A 19087-nucleotide genomic window follows, 5' to 3' on the forward strand; every position below is an offset into this window, starting at 1 on the left:
TGTATAGCTGCGCAAAATAACAATGCTAACGATAAGGGGTGAACGCATATGGGCCTAGGTTTGCTAAGATTTGCCGCTACAAAAAAGAATTCTCCTGAAATTATATTCTTCATTTACTAACAAACGTTAGTAAATGAAGACTGTTGTAATGAAAGCAAAAAGGGCCCGAAGGCCCTTTTTTTATAGTGATGAAATTTTCAATTATAGTTTGATGAACTTTTTAACTGAGCTTGCAGATTTTCCATCTACCATTATCTGCATATAATAAACGCCCTGAGCAAGCTTGGAAACATCCAGTTGTTGCTGGAAGTCTGAAGTGCGTTTATCATAATTCGCTGTCATTTGCATTTTACCGGTAGCGTCAAATACTACTATTTGTACTTTTCCGGTAAGAGTGTTGTTCAACAATAGTTTGGCTGTTCCGCGCACCGGATTTGGATACAGTAATGCAGAACCATTTGCAGAGAGATCGTTTCTGAGTGTTCCAACGATTAATGCATTAGGAACAACAGTTTCGCTGTTTGATGGTATCACGACAACTGTTACGTAGTCGCTGGACCAGAAACCAGCATCGTCAGTTACTACCAAATTAAACCTGTAAAGACCTGGCACAAGCGATGAAACGGTTGGGAACATTGTATTTGCGCCTAAGATATTTGCTGTGCTTGGTCCTTGCGCCTGTGTCCACGCAAATGAAACAATATGGCCATCAAGATCATATGAACCTGCACCGCTCAGGTATGCCCATGAATTAGATGTTACAAAGTCGAATCCGGCTTTTGCCACAGGCAACTTATCGGTTGTAACTATTACGTGTACGGTCGCAGTTCCGGTACCTCCTCTGTTATCGGTGACGGTTAGTTTCAAATTAATTTCACCTGAAACCAGTCCTTCCAATGAAACCATACTCTTGTTTGTTGCCGACAAATTCACGACGCCATTTCTTGAAGCACTCCACTCGTAAGAAACAATGGTGCCGTCAGGATCGTAAGATTGCGTTGCGTTGAGGTCGAATTTTCCGCCCGGAATTGTAATCACTACTTCGCCCGGAATAACTGCCACAGGATTCTTATTGGCATTTACGGTAAACGAAACGTCATCCTGTGCTGTTGTGCCCTGGTTATCTGTTACTACAACTCTGTACACATAAGTGCCCGCAATCAAACCCTGTACAGTTGGGAACATCGTATTACCTGAAAGCACGGTTGGTGTATTTGGACCGCTCACCTGTGACCACAAGAACCCAGCGATGGAACCATCAGGATCATAGGAAGCACCTGCACTCAGGTAAACAAAATTATCGTTTGTGCTGAAGTCGTTACCGGCATTGGCAACCGGCGGCTTGTTGCTTGATACGCCCACCGTTACATGTGTAGTAGCAGTGCTTGTGGCCCCCATATTATCGGTTACTGTTAACTGATAAGTATATGTGCCGGCAACAAGATTGCTCACATCTGTTTTAGCGCTTCCCGGAGAAGCAATATCACCACCGGCTGGACCGCTAAGTTTTGTCCACGCATATGTGGTAATGTTACCGTCAGGGTCGCTGGATCCACTACCATCAAGCTTGGCGGTGCTGGCCGGCAATGTAAGATTCTGATCCGGACCGGCATTTGCAATTGGAGCTTTGTTGCTTCCGAGCACTTGTACCGCTACTGTATCATCATCTGTTGCTCCGTAATTATCGGTCACAACTACGCGGAATTTGTATGTACCTCCTACGAGCCCTTGCACTGTTGGAAAGACTGTATTGCCCGAAAGAATTGTCGCTGTATTTGGTCCGGAGGCTTGTGACCACAAATAAGTCGTGATTTTACCATCGGGGTCATAAGAAGCGCCCGCACTCAGGTAAGCAAATTTATCTGAGGTGGAGAAATCATCACCTGCATTCGCAACCGGTGGTTTGTTATTTGACGGCGGCGGATTTACAACAATTTTTACTGAATCCATATCGGTCTTGCCTGCAAAATCTGATACGGTTAATGTATAGTAGTAGGTTCCGGGCTTCAGTCCTTTAACTGCGGTTTTGTAACCGTCAGGCGTTACGATATTATCACCTGCCGCACCGGAAGCTTTTTGCCAATGGAAATTATAAATAAGAAGATTATCCGGATCGTAAGATTCTTCACCGTCCAGATGAACGCTGTCACTCGGCGCGTTGATGGTTGTATCCTTAGGTATTATCACGGCAACCGGTGGTTGATCTGTGTTAGGATCGCCTTTAACGGCAACATTTACAACATCAAACCCATGCTGGCCCTTGTCGTTGACTACTTCTAAAATAACAACGTGCAGTCCCGGAGTCAGGTTGTTGTACACTGTTTTCGCGCTGTTTGGCGACTGTATGGTTCCGCGGTCGGATCTTTCCACAGCTCTCCATCTGTAGGAAACAATTGTACCTCCATTCGGATCACGAGATTTGCTTCCGTCGAGATTGGTGGAGTTTTGTGGAAAATTCAAGATAACATTCGGACCGGCATCTGCTATTGGTATTTCAGGGTTCGCCCCTTTCTTGGGATTCATTAAGAAAAACTCGTAAAGATTGGGGTTCTGAATACCGTGACCGGTATCGTATGCTTTGTCCCAGGCATTGTGGCCGCCACTTGGATAGTAGGTGAATTGTCGCACTTCGTTGTGGTTAGGGTCGCAATTATCGAGCGTCATTTGTGCGTACTGTGTGTTTCCCACCGGAACGGTACCGTCATCCATATTGTGGAATGCCCAGCAAGCTACCCTGTCGTATGTTACCCAACAGAAATATTGTTGAGTTTCTCCTGTTCCGCAAATTGGAGCCATACCGGCCAACATTGCAGTGTGAGTGGTGTCGCTGCTGGACCATCGCCAGGTTCCACCACCACCAAGGCTTAGCCCGGTGAGGTATATTCTGTTCAGGTCAATACTAAGATTAGCCTTGGCATATTTCATCATTTCATCGGTGTAGAAATCCTGCCAGTTACCATAGTTGGAAGCCAGCTGAGGCATAAGAACTATAAAGCTGCTGGTTTCTCCGTTTACTGTAAAGGTCATTGTCGCGCCAGCCTTAATCAGGCGCCCAATTCCATTGTTCAATACTTTAGGTAGATCACTTGTACCATTTCCCACTTCTCCGGAACCGTGCAGAAACACAATCATGGGATACTTTTTTGCGGGGTTATAACCAGCGGGGAGGAATTGATAGAAACCGATTTTGGTTCCATTTGCGGCAGTTAAATGTTGCTGGGTTAACTGGCCGAAGGATAAATAGGACGAGAATAAGGCCAATAATAATAGCATTCTTTTCATAACAGTCCATTTAATTTTTTTTAAATAATTGGTATTGCTACTAATGGATGCTTTGATAGAGCTATTGGATTTGATGGGCGCAGATTATCATGTTCATGAAAATGGTAAGATTGAAAAAGTATCGGATTGACATTAAACGAGAAGGGTTAATACCTATACACTAATCGAGATTCTTCAACGGGGTAGGCAGTTATAAACAGCGCTTCGAACGATATTGTTTATAAAGTGCAAAAAAATAGTTTCGAAGAGAGAGAAAACGGATTCTCATGATTGTCATGATTGCCATGATTAGTGATGATTTGAAATTGATACTGTCTGGTTGCAAGAAGGCTTCGAAAGACATAGTCTGAATGCATAAATGAGATGCCAGCCTAAGCCTTTCGAAGCCTATATTAATTATTAATTACTTCACAAACCTATGTACAGATTGCCAGCCATTGTCCTGGCTCAATTCCAATATGTAAATGCCGGATTGCAAACCAGGCAGTTGAATAGATTGATTGGAAACGCTGGTGCTCTTTTCAAAATTCATTTGCTTCACCACTTTTCCCGAAGCATCAAGTACACGTGCTTTCACAACACCTTTAATTTCGCTGCTTTTTAAGGTGAAATACAGTTGATCCTTTATGGGGTTAGGGTATGTTGCTATTACAGTGTTCCCTGCGTTTCTGATGTTGATGATTTCAGATAATTTTTTTGTGCCGTCAATATCGTACTGAGCAAGCCTGTAGTAGTTATTGCCGGGAAAAGGACTGATATCGGTAAATGTATATTCTTTGGTTTCGGTTGCTGCAGTAGATGGCGGAATAGTGACAACAGTTGAAAAATTTACGCCGTCGTCGCTTTTCAACACATCAAAGTGATCATTGTTGAGTTCTTTGCTGGTGGCCCACTTTAAAATGTTTTTTCCGTCGTTGTTGGCTCCGTTAAAGTAGAGATATGTTACAGGAAGCGGTGCCTGTTTGGTAATTGTAATGGTACTGGAATTTGATAAACCCTGACCATCTGTGGCTGTTAATGTAAACTTATACACTCCTGGTGTAATGAAAGGATGCAATTTGGTTTGGTACCATCCGGGAACGTCATTTTTGACTGTAGTTGGATTTGCTCCGTCAGGTGTTAGCGAAAAAGCACTCAAGTTAGCAGTCTCCCAATCAAAAACTGTTGCGCTTATATTGACTGATGTATCGGATGCAGTTGCAGTCAATGTAACATTATTTCCAAGGCTCACGTATGGAGCGGTGTTTACGCTGTTGTTTGTAAGCCTAACGGTTTTGTTAACGGAAGAGGTTGCCCCAAACATATCTGTAACTGTCAAATTAAACACATACGTGCCCAGTGCGGTGAATTCGAAGTTCTGGTCTGGCCAGGTCATATTCCTGTAGTCGAGGTCATTACGGGGCCAGGAAGTATTATTGAAATCAACGGGCAAGTAGTACACGGGCGAGTTGAAAGGATATATTTTGGTTTTATCTCCCGAAACCCAGCTCCACAGGTACTTGATAATAACATCATTGGGATCAGTTGATAAAACACCTGTGATCGTTTTACGATAATGATAACTTGTTGTTACCACTACGGTGGTGTCCGTTGCACCCACATTTGCTATAGGTGCCTGATTTGCCGTTCCAACATTCTTTCTGTTTACGCCCAGCATCCATTGATAGATGTTTGGATATGCGTATTGATTGGCAGTATCCGGAAATATTTTCAGATCATATATTTGGTGATTGCCTATCGGATACCATGTTTGTATTGGCGTTATGGGAGCGGGAAGACATGCATTGACACCATTTACAATTTTACTGGTCGTGGTAGTAGGTATCTGGTTATCATCACTTGTATGGATTGCCCACACTGCAGTTCCTCCTTTGCCGATGTTACACGAATCAAATGCGTTAGCGGCCGGCAAACCAGAAGCAGACACAGGAACGATTCCAGCTATCCGCATCGCTGAATCCTTACCCGAAGCCGGGTATATCCAGGTACCACCGCCACCAAGACTATAACCTGTTATGAAAATTCTATCTGGATCTATGTTTAAATTGGCCTTTGCCCATGAAATCATTCTGCCCACGTAACCAGGTGCCCAGTTGAGATATTTAGGATCAAGCTGTGGCAGCAACACGACAAAGGATCCATGCACGCCATTGGGATAGCTGAATTGCATGGTGGCTTTCTTAGTCTTTAGCAGGTAACCAATTCCAGAAGTAAATACTTTATCAAGGTCAGTCGTACCATTTCCTTTTTCACCCGCGCCGGACAATGCAATGATGACTGGAAATTTATTTGCAGGATTGTTGTTGTAGTCTGGTGGTGTATAAGAGTAAAATCCAAGGGCCATGGTGTCGCCCGGTGCTTGCGGTATATAGTGTGGGACAAGTTGCGAACGCGCAATACCAAAGCTTACAACAAGCAACAGAGTAAGTAGAGCTGGTTTCATAAACAGATTTTAGGCTTAATTAAAGTTACCAAAAAAAAGACGCTTAAAATGTTATTCCACACGTTAAGCGTCTCATGTTGGAATAGTTGATAGTTGTTAGTTATTAGTTGTTAGCCTAGACTCACGGTCCATTCTTCTAACAACTAACAACCAACAACTAACAACTTTTCGCCTCTATTGTTTCATAAATTTCTGAATTGTCGAATGCTGATTGCCTTCGTAGATTGTTTCTACGTAATGAATACCAATCGGCAGTCTCGAAATATCCAATTGTTGTTTTACCAAACCTGCAGCAGATTTTACAAAGTTGTATTGCGCTTCTACTTTGCCTATCGCGTCGTACACTATCACTTTGTAGCTGCCCACAAAGTTGTTTGTGCTTGACACCGTAATCTGTGTGGTGGCTGGATTTGGATAAATGCTTATCTGCACAGCGGCTGCCGCTGAATCTCTGCCTGCTACAGCTGCTTGCGTTATCAATGCACCCGTAGCAACATTTGTTACCGTCATCGCTACATCGTCCGTAGCAGACGCACCATCATTGTCTGTTACTTGTACACGGAAGACATATGTTCCTTTGATCAATCCCTGAACGGTCGGGAACATTGTATTGCCACCCAAAATTGTCGCCGTATTCGGTCCGCTCATTTGTATCCACTGGAATGCTGCAATGCTGCCATCAGGATCGTATGAAGCTCCGGCACTCAGGTATGCATAGTTGTTTGCCGTGCTGAAATCATTGCCCGCATTCGCAATTGGCGATTTGTTGTTATTGTTGGTTACAGTTACCTGAACATCATCTGTGTCTGTTGCTCCAAGGTTATCAGTTACTGTTACCCTGAACACATATACACCTACCACCAAACCTTGTACCGATGTTGATACAGAAGTGCTTGAAACAATGGTTGCAGTATTTGGTCCGCTTACTTGTGTCCATTTGTATGACGCAATGCTACCATCAGGATCAGATGAAGCATTGGCATTCAGGCTTGCGGTCGTAGCGCCGTTTACACCAAAGTCCGCTCCCGCATTGGCAACCGGTGGTTTGTTGCCGCCGTTGCCTACTGTTAACTGAACATTATCAGATGCAGTTGCGCCCAGGTTATCAGTAACAGTCACCTTGAACACATACACACCAGACACCAAATTCTGTACTGTTGGGAACATGGTATTGCCACCCAAAATTGTCGCAGTATTTGGTCCGCTCACTTGCACCCAATTATAACCGGCAATACTTCCGTCAGGATCGTAAGACCCGCCGGCACTTAAATAAGCATAAGTATTTGTTGTGTTGAAATCGTTGCCTGCGTTCGCAATTGGCGCTTTGTTGTTGGTGTTATTGCTAACAGTTACCTGAACATCGTCCGTTGCGGTTGCGCCAAGATTGTCTGTTACGGTTACTCTGAATACATATACACCTACAACCAATCCTTGTACCGATGTTGATACAGAAGTGCTTGAAACGATGGTTGCAGTATTTGGTCCGCTTACTTGTGTCCATTTGTATGACGCGATGTTACCGTCAGGATCAGATGATCCACTTGCACTCAGGCTTGCAGTCGTAGCGCCGTTTACAGTAAAGTCATCTCCTGCATCAGCAACCGGTGGTTTGTTGCCGCCGACTGTTAATTGCACATCATCAATATCTGTTGCGCCAAGATTATCTGTTACAGTCACTCTGAAAACATAGGAACCAGAAACCAGCCCCTGTACTGTTGGGAACATCGTGTTGCCAGACAAAATAGTTGCGGTATTTGGTCCGCTCACTTGTATCCAGTTATAACCAGCAATGCTACCATCGGGATCGTAAGATCCGCCCGCACTTAAGTAAGCGTAATTATTTGTGGTTGTGAAATCGCTGCCCGCATTTGCAACAGGCGGTTTATTGGTTGAACCGGAAGGAATAACAGTAACTGTAGTTGTTGTTGTTCCCGTTCCTCCACCATTGTCTGTCACTTTCAACTGGAACGTATAACTACCGGCAATCAAACCTTTGAAAGTTGTTTTATTCTTCGTTGGAGTTGTTGCGGATGCAGTGTTTGGACCTGCAGTTTGTGACCACAAATACGCCGCAATGCTACCATCACTGTCTGTTGAAGTACTACCGTCAAGATCAACTGAATCTTTAGGCAAAGTGACGGAAGTAGCACCAGTTATCCTGGCCACCGGCGCAACATTTGCCGCAGCCTTAACAGTTACCGCAACGTACATGGTATCCGTTGCAGACTGATTATCTGTAACAATCAAAGCAAAACCGTAGCCACCTGCTATTAAACCACTAATCACGGTTGATTTAGCCGTTGGCGTTGCAATTGTTGCTGTGCTTACTCCTGTGGTTTGCATCCATTTGTACGACACAATGCTGCCGTCAATGTCTGTAGAAGTACTACCATCAAGCGTGGTACTGTTTGTTGGCAGTGTAATGGTTGTGGTACCTGTGATATTTGCCACAGGTGGAACATTTGCCGCGGTAACGGTTACAGATGCACTTGTTACAGCTGTTGCTCCCAGGTTGTCTGTCACTTTCAATTGGAAGGTATATGTTCCCGCGATCAAACCATTTACAACTGTTGTTTTTCCGGCTGGTGTAACAATGTTAGCAGTGTTAGGTCCTGCCGTTTGTGACCACAGATATGCTGCAATGCTGCCATCGCTGTCTGTAGAACCGCTTCCATCAAGCGTTATACTGGCGACCGGTAATACAATGCCCGAAGGTGCAGTGATTTTTGGCACCGGCGGTTTGTTTGTTCCCCCCGGTACTACCACATTTACATAATCTACCCCTGTTGCTCCTCCTGCATCTGTTGCAGCCACTTTAAAGGTATAAGTGCCGGGAGCAGTCATTCCGCTCACATTGAACTGGTACCAGTTGTTGGCGCTTAATGTTGCAGTTATCGGACCCGCCTCCTGCGTTACTTTGTAGCTCATTGTTTGCGCTTCCCAGTCAAACACTTTTGTTCCAATGAAAGAAGCGGTAGACACACCGGAAGCAAGCGTCAGATCTGGTCCAAGATCTACCACAGGCGCAGTGTTTTGTCCGTTATTGGTAATGTGGATCGTTTTTGTTTGGGTGCTGGTGGCTCCGTAGGTATCGGTAACCGTTAGTTTGAATGTATAATCGCCCAGGGCATGGAACTCAAGGTCCTGCCATGGCCAGCTAAAGTTCTTATAATCCAGGTCATGTGCGGGCCACGCTGTTGAAGTGTCTATCGGCTGATAGCCACCAAAGGGCCAAACTTTAGATAAATTATTGGAAGTGATCTGCCAGTTGTAATGAAAGATCACATCATTGGGGTCAGTTGAAAATTCAGCAGTGATTCTTTTTTTGTAGAACATCATGCTGGAATTCACTACCACAGTGGTATCTGTTGCACCCACGTTTGCTACGGGTGCCTGGTTGTTTGCTTTTGTGTTCTTCTTGTTCATGCCCAGCATATACTGATATACAGTTGGGTACGAATACCTGTTTGTCGTGTCTGGGTAGATTTTTTGGTCATATATCTGGTGGTTCCCTACAGGGTACCAGCCGAACACCGGATTTTTTGGGTTACAGCCCAGCACACCGTTCACAACGCCCTGGGTACTGTAAACAGACACCTGGTCGTCATCCGTTGTGTGAATGGCCCAAACGGCAGTGCCACCCTGCGCAATGTTACATGTGCTACCTTGCGACAACCCCGTACCGGACACAGGAATCACAGCCGTAACCTGCGATGCGGCTAAAAGTGAAGAAGCGGGATACACCCATGTACCGCCGCCGCCAAGACTATAGCCCGTTATAAAAACGCGATTTGTATCTACATTAAGATTTGCCTTCGCCCATTTTATCATTTCATCTATATAGAATGGCTGCCAGTCTCCGTATGCCGGATCAAGCTGTGGAAGCAATACAAGGAAAGAACCTTTTACACCGTTGGTAGGATAATTGAAACGCATGCTGGCACCGTGTTTCACAAGGTAGCCAATGCCAGACGTAAATACAGCATCCAACTGTGTGGTACCATTTCCTTTTTCCCCATTTCCGTGCAATGGAATAATTAAAGGGAATTTGGTGGCGGGATTGGTGGTGTAATCCGCCGGTTTAAAATCATAAAATCCAATGTTTGAATGCCCCGCCGACGGGATGTTGTGCGGCGTAAGCGTTTGGGCTACGGCAAATAATGAATAAGCAGTCATCAGAGCGACGAGCAGAATCGACCTCATGTTAAGGAGTTTTAAGCATAATAAAATAAGAAAACCAAAGGCAATTGGAGATTGTCAGTTTTGTTTTCGGAGGGAACTACGGTATGGAACAGAGAAACAAGGTTAATTCTTTGCTTTTTTCATTGGAAGGTAAAAATCCTTTTTAAGCACTAAAAATAATGCCAAACAGGCCCGGCGGAGCCTTAATTTTTGGACAAGTTTTAGTGCTGAGTATTGAGTTTTGAGAGCACCTCGAAATATTGCGAAATACTTGTAACTCCTGACTCACAACTCAATACGTTCAAATTATGCACACATGTTCCAAGCTATGAGGGGTAGTCAAAATTGAGCCAACTACTCATAACTCAAAACACATAACTCATTACCCAAAATTTACTTTGAGGAAAAGGTCTTGGGAGTATGAATGAAATAGCGCCTGTTGGTTTTGATCTTCAACATCGCTTTAATCATCGATACGGCCAATAAAGGAATGTGCAATATAGCTTTAAAGGTGGTCATTGTGTAAAAACGACCTGGTACTGATAGCAATAGGGTTACAAAATACAAAACTGTAAGTGCAATCCAAATTTCCGGTGAAGGATAAATGAAAGATGCTGAAAAAAAGTATTGCACCAGCAACAGCATTAGCATGCACCCAAACAGTGCGATGTACAGCAACCTTGGCAACAAAAAGCACTGGAAAAACTTATGTATAAACACGCGACTGAGCCTTTGTGGTGCAAGCTTTGGTTGCAAAAAGCCTTTGATATGTGTTACCTGCGCCTCGAGCCATCTCACGCGTTGCTTTTCAAAAACTGCCGCGCTGGCTACTTTTTCATCATATACGTAGGCATCTTCTATGTACTCAACATCTATTTTTTTAATTACCAGCTGCACGTCAATTTCTCTGTCTTCCCCGGGATTGTTTTGTATTTCAGGCAAATTAAAAATATAGTGAAGCAAGGAATAATCAAATGCAATTCCAGATCCGATCAATGACGAAGGAAGTCCCATTGCTCTTTGCCCCTGGCGAAAAATATGGTTGTTGATCTCTTCGCTGATCGCATCGAGCAATGCAACCGGCGTTTGCTGGTTTTTTGCGGTACGGTGGCACTGCACTACTTCGAAGCCCTTGTGAAAAGCAGCGTTTACTTTTTCAAGGCAGTCCGTTCCCATCACATTGTCCGCATCCAGTATCATTCCTATATCGTAACCTTTGCCGGCAAATTTATTAAGCGCGGCATTCAGAGACTTTGATTTCATGCTCACATCAAATGCAACTTCTACTACCTCAACAGGAATGGCTTTTAGTTTAGCTACGGTTTCCGGTTGTAATTTGTCTGCAATTACAATGACAGTAAATTTCTCTGAGGGATAAAAATGCCTGCTGGCCTGCAACGCTGTATCTACAATGATTCCGTCTTCTTTGTACGACGGGATAAACACAGCGATCTTCTTCTTTTCTGCCACCACACCATAGTTCACTTTTTTACGGAACCGTGCCGCAATGGACAACATGAGCAGGTACAGAACGCTTGCTGCGAGATAAAGAAAGAATAGAGCGAAGATTATGTTAAGTATTGTGTGTAGCATTTGGTTGTTAGTTGTAAGTTATAAGTTGTAAGTAGCAAGTTCTGAGTCATACTTATAACTTAAAACTTACTACTTACAACTTCACTCAAATAGGTGAATAGCTCGAAGAGTAAAAATTCCAGGCTATTCCTTTCAAAAAGAATTTCAAATGTTCGAACTGCCTGTTTTTTATATAACCCACCAATGATTTTGGTACGGTTAGGAACATAAAAAACATATAGAATGAAACCAGTTGAAACTTACTTGCGTTGCGCCTCATGTACAAAATGCGGTTGCGGGTGTGATAGTAAACCTTCATCGGGTTTTGTTTTCCTACGCTCATCGATTCTTTGTGATACACCACAGCTTCTGCGTTGTACCAGATCTTGTAGCCTGCTTTTAATATCCTGGCCGACCAGTCCCATTCTTCATAATAAAGGAAAAACTTTTCAGGGAACTTACCTACTTTTTCTGCTACTTCCCTTTTTACCATCATGGCGCAGCCATGTGCGCCATTGGTATAGCCGGAAATATCGTACTGCCCGCGGTCTTCTTCCTTGTTGCCAATTTCTGAAGTGCGGCCCGTGTAGGGGTTCATCGGGTTGAAGCCTGCATACTGTATCACGTTGGGAGCGAAGTAGAATTTTATTTTCGGACTTACAACGCCAATCGTTTCATCTTTATAAAATGGCTGCAATAAAAGTTCTAGAAGATTGGGAGGCAGCTCGGTATCATTGTTGACTATGAAAATAAAATCGCCTTTGGCGTAAGACATGCCCCAGTTGTTGCCTCCGGCAAAACCAAGATTTTGCTTGCTTACCAATATTCTTGTGTTGGGGAAATTCTTTGCCGTTATAACTTCCGTGGGATCTTCCGTTGAAGCCATATCGCATACAAGTATTTCGTAGTTACTGTAAGTCAGGTGGCGTGTGGATTCCAGGAACTCACAGGTTACAGCCAGCTGGTTATAGTTCAGCGTTATTATGGAAACAAGAGGTTCTTTTTGCACAGAGAATATTATAAGCTGTTATAGTTTTAGTACATCGTGAAAGGTGAATGGTCAATCGTGAATAAAACACCCGGAGGTTCTAACATTCACGATTGACCATTCACCTTTCACGATTATCGATCATTAAACATTCGACTTCTGGAAAACAGCGGTTGGCGTGTTGGCCATGATCCACAAATCGTACATGAAATTATGTTTATCTGCATAGCAGATGTCAAGACTGATGCGTTCTTCAGCAGACATATCTCCATGTCCTCTTTTCTTAATTTGCCACAAACCAGTCATGCCAGCAGGAGCAAGAAAGCGTGGAGCCCACTCATCTGTTGTGAGTGTTGCAGCTTCGTACAATGGTAAAGGTCTGTTTCCTACCAGTGACATGTCGCCGATCAACACATTGATAAGCTGCGGAAGTTCATCAAGGCTTGAGTTTCTTAAGAATGATCCGAATTTAGAAATTCGTGGATCATTACTAATTTTGAAAAACACCGGACCTCCTGTATCTGACACGCTATACTGATTGAGGTTTTTAAGCTCGTTCACTTTTTTATCCGCGTTCATTTCCATTGTGCGGAATTTGTAAAAGTTGAAGATCCTGTAACCCCTGCCAGCTCTTTTGGAAATATAGAACACAGGTCCGCGTGATTCAAGCTTGATCGCAATTGAAATCAAAAGAAAGATCGGACTTAATAATATAAGAGATGTTGCCGCTACTGAAATATCCAAACTCCTTTTCAAAACATAATTGTAATCAACTTTTTTAGGAGTTTTTGTTTGAATGCTTTTTTGAAAAGTTGCGTGGTGTTTTTTGTTTTTGATCTTTCTCAAAAACACAACGCGTTGTGTAAATTTCTCCGCAACATCATCAATTGAAATGATGTCATCAATGAATTTGCAATTTTTGTATTGCGCCATTTGTTCTGCTTCGATGTCAGAAGATTCAAGAACCAAAGGCACATTCACAAGAGCCTCATGACCACTAACAAAATTCGCAAGTTTATTAATTGCTGCAAGATTGTTGGAGCCGTCTGCAATGAAGACTCCTGGCAGGTTTCCGCCTTTTGCGATGATCCTTGTAAGAATGGAAATTGCATTATCAACAGTCTCTGCTGCATAACCTCCTTCGAACAGAGTTATCATCCTGTCGATCTTTAAAGTTTTTTTACCCAGATAAAAAAACTCTTTGGGAGGCACGGAATCTAAACTTATTGAAGCTGCTGTTTCTACGGTTGCAGGTTTAATAAAAGTTTTTTCTAATGCCGGTGCTGAAATGTTAGGTAAAATTGCAAGTTCCATACAGGTAAGAGTTTAATAATTTAATGTTGTTTCTGTGTTGAACTTAAACTGCTTTGAGCTTAGTCGTTGACTTATTAATTCCGGTAAACATTTTGTCCACACAATTCACCAGATCAACTGGATTGAACGGTTGTGAAAAATGTTGTGCCACGCCTAGCTCATCACATTTGGCAGCAATTACGGCTTTATTCAAAGAGGATAATACAATTAAAGGTATATCGCTGTAAAGACCACTGCTTTTTAGGTGCTCCAACAATTCCCAATTTTCTGTATCAGGTAATTGAGGATCAGCAATGATCGCATCAGGAAGTTCGTTTCTGGATAACCAGTACATTGCAGAAGCAGCGTCGGATGCGGTTACAACTTTGTATTTTCTTTCAAACACATTTTGTAGGAGGAACCTGATCGCTTTGCTTCCATCAACCGCTAAAATTGTTCTTTTCATTGTTGAATAATTAAGTTTGAATAAACTCAATTTTTCATGAGGCAGCAATGGAGTTCGTATAGGCTCACATCAGGGTATTAGGATTGATGAAATAAAAACGAGACTTGGTTTTGAAAGGACTATTTACAGAGAATGATGATTGAATTAATCAGGTATTTATCGCAGGATATTTGGGAGGCAATCGCAATATTTTAACACCTGATTTTCCAAGGGTTGAATATACGATCATTTGGAAAGTTGACAACGATCAACTGAATTGTTCGATAAAAATAGCAACAAAAATCAATAAACCAAATGCATTAGCCTTAATTTTTATATTATGGAATTGCAAACACGTTCTTTCAATCTATATTTATATAATAATAAAATATTATATAATATGTCTTTCTCCCGCTGAATTGTGATTTTCAAGGTGCAAATTGAGTATCGGTGTTGTGCAGTTGATATATTCGATTCATTATTTTTAATTTCCGGTTTCAAAGTTTACCCATTCACCCTAATCCTACTTTCTGGTCATTTTATTTGATTCTGGTTATCTTAATCTTATTAAATATGATTACAAACAGCACCGTCTCACTGTTATCTATACTCGATAATGACTTTTATAAGTTTACCATGCAGTACGCAGTGGTTAAACTTTTTCCGAATGCGCGGGCCCGTTATGAATTTATCAATCGCGGCAAGCATGCCTTTCCTGAGGGATTTGGTGAAAACCTGCGCCAGACGGTAGATTCAATGGCGGGTTTGTGTTTGTCAAACGACGAGAAGGACTTTCTTCGGAAAAACTGTCCCTATCTTGATCCTACTTATCTTGATTTTTTGCAAGGCTACCGCTACGATCCATCTGAGGTAACTATTGAGCAGTCCGGTACAGAATTAAGTATTACGGTGAGCGGGTTCTGGTATCGCACCATTCTTTGGGAAGTCCCTTTGCTTTTCCTGGTGAGCGAATGGTATTATCGCCTCAGCGATCAACCTCCTGTTTCCGACGAAGAAATTGTGGCTATTAATAAAAGCAAGTTTGAAAAATACAATGATCTGGGCGTTACGGTGGCAGACTTCGGCACGCGCCGCAGATACTCCTACCATGTGCAAAAAAAGGTCATCGAATCCCTTAGCCGTTTCGGCGGTAAAAGCTTTGTGGGCACGAGTAATGTACACCTTGCGATGCTTTATAAAACCCGGCCAATAGGCACCCATGCTCATGAATGGTTTATGTTTCACGCAGCCCGCTATGGCTTTAAAATGGCCAATATTATGGGTTTGGAACATTGGGTGGACGTTTATCGCGGCGATCTGGGCATTGCGTTGAATGACACCTATACGACGGACGTTTTTTTTACCCAGTTCGATAAAAAATTTTCTAAACTTTTTGACGGCGTTCGTCACGATAGTGGCGACCCAATTGAGTTTGCTGAAAAAACGATTGCACATTATAAAAAGCTTGGAATCAACCCGCTTTATAAAACCATCATTTTCTCCGACTCATTGAATTATGAAAAGGTGGCCGTGATTGCAAAATATTGCCAGGGCAAGATTGGCATTTCCTTCGGCATAGGTACCAATCTCACCAACGATGTGGGCGTTAAGCCAATGAATATTGTCATGAAACTGATGGAAGCCAAACCAGAAAATATGGAATGGGAGCCGACTGTGAAGCTTTCAGATGAGAAAGGGAAATACACGGGGGAGCCGAGAATGATTGGGCTGGCGAAACAAATTCTGGGGATTGAGGAGTGAGCACACAGATGACGCTGATTGGACTGATTTCCACTGATTACTTTTTAATGACTGAACTGAATAGATTACTGGTCAAATAACTAAATAAAGGCGAGTCGTCATTGCGAGGCCTGCGGAGAAAGAATGTTGAATCACTTAATGCCAGACCGAAATAAAACCAGCGGCCGAAGCAATCTCTGCTGGCGACCTGCCTAAGATTGCTTCGCCCCGCTCTCTGCGATTTTGATATTGTTTTGAAATACCAGTCATTCGCTCTCTGCAGGGTCTCGCAATGACGTGGTGCAGCGAATCAATTCAGTTTATTCAGTTTATTCAGTTATTCAGTTATTCAGTTATTCAGTTATTCAACTCCTACGCAAGCTTCTGCCTACCCGCCTTTTCCCAGATAACGCTTTGGTTACCTTTCAGGAAACGGTTGAAGCCCATGAACGCCGCAGCATTCATAAATACAAAGTAGTAAGGAACATATAAACTTTTGATCTTGATATTTCTATTGGCAAATTGCCAGCCGATGAAGGACAATGTGTAAAAGACAATCTGTGCAACCATGATCACCTTATACAATAATAATGGAGAGAGAATGACGATCAGCAGATTTGCAAAGAACATAATGACCAAACACAGCGGACACACTGCCCAGCGCAACACACGGTGAGAAATGTATTGAAATGATAGAAGCCTGTATTTAAAAATGTTTAGCAAGTCTTTCAGCATTTGCATGGCCTGGAAACCGCCGGCACAAATACGTACTTTCCTTTTCTGCTCTTCCTTCATTGATGACGAAGCGGTTTCAATCGCAAATGCTTTTGGCTCATATTTAAACAGATAGCCTTTCATGCAGATGCGCAGCGACAATACAAAATCTTCTATGATCGTTCCTTCCTGTACGGGCTCATACAATTCGCGACGCACAGAAAAAAGTTCTCCGGCGGCACCCACAATGGTATTAAGGCTTGAATCCAAACGCTTCAATGCAGATTCATATTTCCAGTAAAGGCCCTCTCCCGCCGCGGAAGCTTTATCGTCTGTTTGTTTGATGATCTTCTTTTCGCCCGCTACACCTCCCACTTTTGGCGAAGCGTAATGTTTAACCAGTTCAGAAATGCATTCCTTATTTAATAACGTATTTGCATCGCTGAATACGAGTATGTCTGCTTTCGCAAATTGTACCGCTCTGTTCATCGCAAAGGCTTTGCCTTTTCTCTCGGGCGAATGCAATAGTTCAAAATTGCTGTTCGCTTTTACCAGCTCCGGCGTTTTGTCGGTTGAGCCGTCGGTGATAAAAATGACATGTAGTTTATCTGCGGGATAGTCGAGCTCTTTGGTGTTTTGCAGTTTGTGCAGAATAAAATCTTCTTCGTTGTATGCAGCAATGATCAGCGCAACAGTTGGTTGGTAATTCTGCCCTGCCAGACTTTTGGGTGTAAAAAGCTTTTTTATTGCAACCAGGAAAGCAATTATAAATCCGTAACCCACGTAAGCATAAAACACAATAAATAAACAAATCCAGAAGAGTATCTGCAAAAAAAGCATTTGGTGCATGGTTTGGTAAGTGCGAACAAGATAGGGCGAAAATTGGAAGAATTTTCGCCAATTTGAAAATTTGATGATTTGAAAATTTGAAAATTCTTTGTGTGTGGCATTCAAAATATCACTCGGGCTTTTTGACCGGTGTACGAAATGATTGGGCGGCGGAGACCCCAATTTTCAAATTTTCAAATCATCAAATTTTCAAATTAATAGCGGCTGCGCCGCTATCTTTGCAGCATGCGAATCGACATCATTTCTGTATTGCCGGAATTATTGGAAAGCCCTTTTTCTCATTCTATTATGAAACGTGCACAAACAAAGGGTATGCTGGAAGTGCATGTGCATCAGCTAAGACAGTGGGCCGTGAATGAATACGGACAGGTGGATGATTATCAATATGGTGGTGGCGCCGGAATGGTAATGATGTGCGAGCCGCTGGCAAACGCCATCGAGCATTTGCAAAATGAAAGAAAGTATGACGAGATCATTTACATGACGCCGGACGGCAAGCGTTTTGATCAACAGACTGCCAACCGTTTATCTCTTTACGAAAATCTTTTAATCATCTGCGGACACTATAAAGGCATTGATGAGCGCATTCGCCAGCATTTTGTTACGCTTGAAATTTCCATCGGTGATTATGTTCTCAGCGGTGGAGAGCTTGCGGCGGCGGTAGTGGTGGATGCCATCGGACGTATCATACCCGGTGTATTGAACGATGAAACTTCTGCCCTTACTGATTCCTTCCAGGATAATTTGTTAGCACCGCCTGTATATACACGGCCTGCCAATTTTCGTGGTTGGGAAGTGCCACCGATATTACTAAGCGGCGACCCAAAGAAGATTGAACAATGGCGCTATGAACAAGCGGTGGCGCGAACTACGGAGCGCAGACCAGACTTGGAGTAATGGAGAGTGGAGAATTGAGAGTGGAGAGCTATATATCTCCATAATTTCACTCTCAACTCTCAATTCTCAACTGTTTTAGTGTGCAAATGTTAAGGTGATGCCGCTGCCGGGGTCTCCGAGTTTAATTTTCAAGACCGTTGCGCTCAACTCGACCAACTGGCCCACATCCTCATATCCCGGGTCTCCAATCATTATTTTAGTTTCATTGTCCGAAAATTTCCAGTTGGTTGTTTCTATCAACTGAGGATCTGACGGATCACATTTTGATGCGCCTTCATCACGGGTAACCGTGCCGTCCCCCTTAAAACTTATAAGGTTATCTGTGAAACATGAGGGAAGAACATTTATCACTTCATTCTCTGCACGGCCATCGCCATTAACGTCCAGGGCAACATCAAAATATTCGCTTGTAAGTTTCCAACTGCCGGAGGTTAGCAATTGCGTTTTAGTTGATCCGCCATTGTTGTTGTCATCTTTGTGACATCCTGCAATTACAGCTACGGTTAAAACCATTATCGCAGCCTTTCTTGTAAACTGTCTCATAATAGAGGTTTTAGGTGTGTATTGTTGTTTCGGAAAAAATTGTAAATAAACCAGAACACCACGGTTTTGCATGAAAGTTGGAGATGTGTTACCAGAGGAAAAAGGCTGTTAATTGTGTGGTTATTTCGGGAAGCTTATA

11 protein-coding genes are annotated in these 19087 nt (G+C 42.9%); 2 read left to right on the forward strand and 9 right to left on the reverse strand.

The genetic code is table 11. The features are described 5' to 3' along the window. Positions 1-201: 201 nt before the first annotated feature. The 7 genes from KTO63_RS07905 to KTO63_RS07935 all read right to left on the reverse strand — a co-directional run bounded on the left by KTO63_RS07905 (position 202) and on the right by KTO63_RS07935 (position 14226). A complete protein-coding gene (locus tag KTO63_RS07905) occupies positions 202-3282 on the reverse strand; it encodes a PKD domain-containing protein (RefSeq protein ID WP_217790684.1) in 3081 nt (1026 codons plus the stop codon). Positions 3283-3685: 403 nt separating this feature from the next. Then, positions 3686-5725 carry a T9SS type A sorting domain-containing protein gene (locus KTO63_RS07910; RefSeq protein ID WP_217790685.1) on the reverse strand — a complete coding sequence of 680 codons (2040 nt, stop codon included), beginning with the start codon at positions 5723-5725 and terminating at the stop codon, positions 3686-3688. 174 nt (positions 5726-5899) lie between these two features. Beyond that, entirely contained in the window at positions 5900-9928 is a 4029-nt protein-coding gene (locus tag KTO63_RS07915) for a PKD domain-containing protein (protein WP_217790686.1), read from the reverse strand. Between the two features lie 372 nt (positions 9929-10300). Beyond that, entirely contained in the window at positions 10301-11500 is a 1200-nt protein-coding gene (locus KTO63_RS07920) for a glycosyltransferase (RefSeq protein WP_217790687.1), read from the reverse strand. Between the two features lie 85 nt (positions 11501-11585). Continuing rightward, complete coding sequence (locus tag KTO63_RS07925; RefSeq protein WP_217790688.1) at positions 11586-12488, reverse strand: glycosyltransferase family 2 protein; 903 nt, start codon at positions 12486-12488, stop codon at positions 11586-11588. Between the two features lie 123 nt (positions 12489-12611). Further along, a complete protein-coding gene (locus KTO63_RS07930; protein ID WP_232373082.1) occupies positions 12612-13781 on the reverse strand; it encodes a sugar transferase in 1170 nt (389 codons plus the stop codon). Between the two features lie 43 nt (positions 13782-13824). Then, positions 13825-14226 (reverse strand): response regulator, encoded by a 402-nt coding sequence (locus KTO63_RS07935; RefSeq protein WP_217790689.1) that lies wholly within the window; start codon positions 14224-14226, stop codon positions 13825-13827. A 552-nt stretch (positions 14227-14778) separates the two neighbouring features. On the opposite strand from KTO63_RS07935, the gene pncB reads away from it, so the two are divergent. Then, the gene (gene pncB / locus KTO63_RS07940; RefSeq protein WP_217790690.1) at positions 14779-15966 is read left to right on the forward strand and encodes a nicotinate phosphoribosyltransferase; all 1188 of its coding nucleotides are present in this window, start codon (positions 14779-14781) and stop codon (positions 15964-15966) included. Between the two features lie 351 nt (positions 15967-16317). On the opposite strand, the gene KTO63_RS07945 is transcribed toward pncB, so the two are convergent. After that, a complete protein-coding gene (locus KTO63_RS07945; protein ID WP_217790691.1) occupies positions 16318-17499 on the reverse strand; it encodes a glycosyltransferase family 2 protein in 1182 nt (393 codons plus the stop codon). A gap of 234 nt (positions 17500-17733) precedes the next feature. Here KTO63_RS07945 and trmD point away from each other — a divergent pair, with 234 nt between their 5' ends. Further along, positions 17734-18405, forward strand: coding sequence for a tRNA (guanosine(37)-N1)-methyltransferase TrmD (trmD, locus tag KTO63_RS07950; protein WP_217790692.1), 672 nt, complete (start codon positions 17734-17736; stop codon positions 18403-18405). Between the two features lie 75 nt (positions 18406-18480). On the opposite strand, the gene KTO63_RS07955 is transcribed toward trmD, so the two are convergent. Then, the gene (locus KTO63_RS07955) at positions 18481-18948 is read right to left on the reverse strand and encodes a lipocalin-like domain-containing protein (protein ID WP_217790693.1); all 468 of its coding nucleotides are present in this window, start codon (positions 18946-18948) and stop codon (positions 18481-18483) included. Positions 18949-19087: the final 139 nt, after the last annotated feature.

This window comes from Pinibacter aurantiacus (assembly GCF_019130065.1).
GTDB classification, from domain to species: Bacteria; Bacteroidota; Bacteroidia; order Chitinophagales; family Chitinophagaceae; genus Pinibacter; species Pinibacter aurantiacus.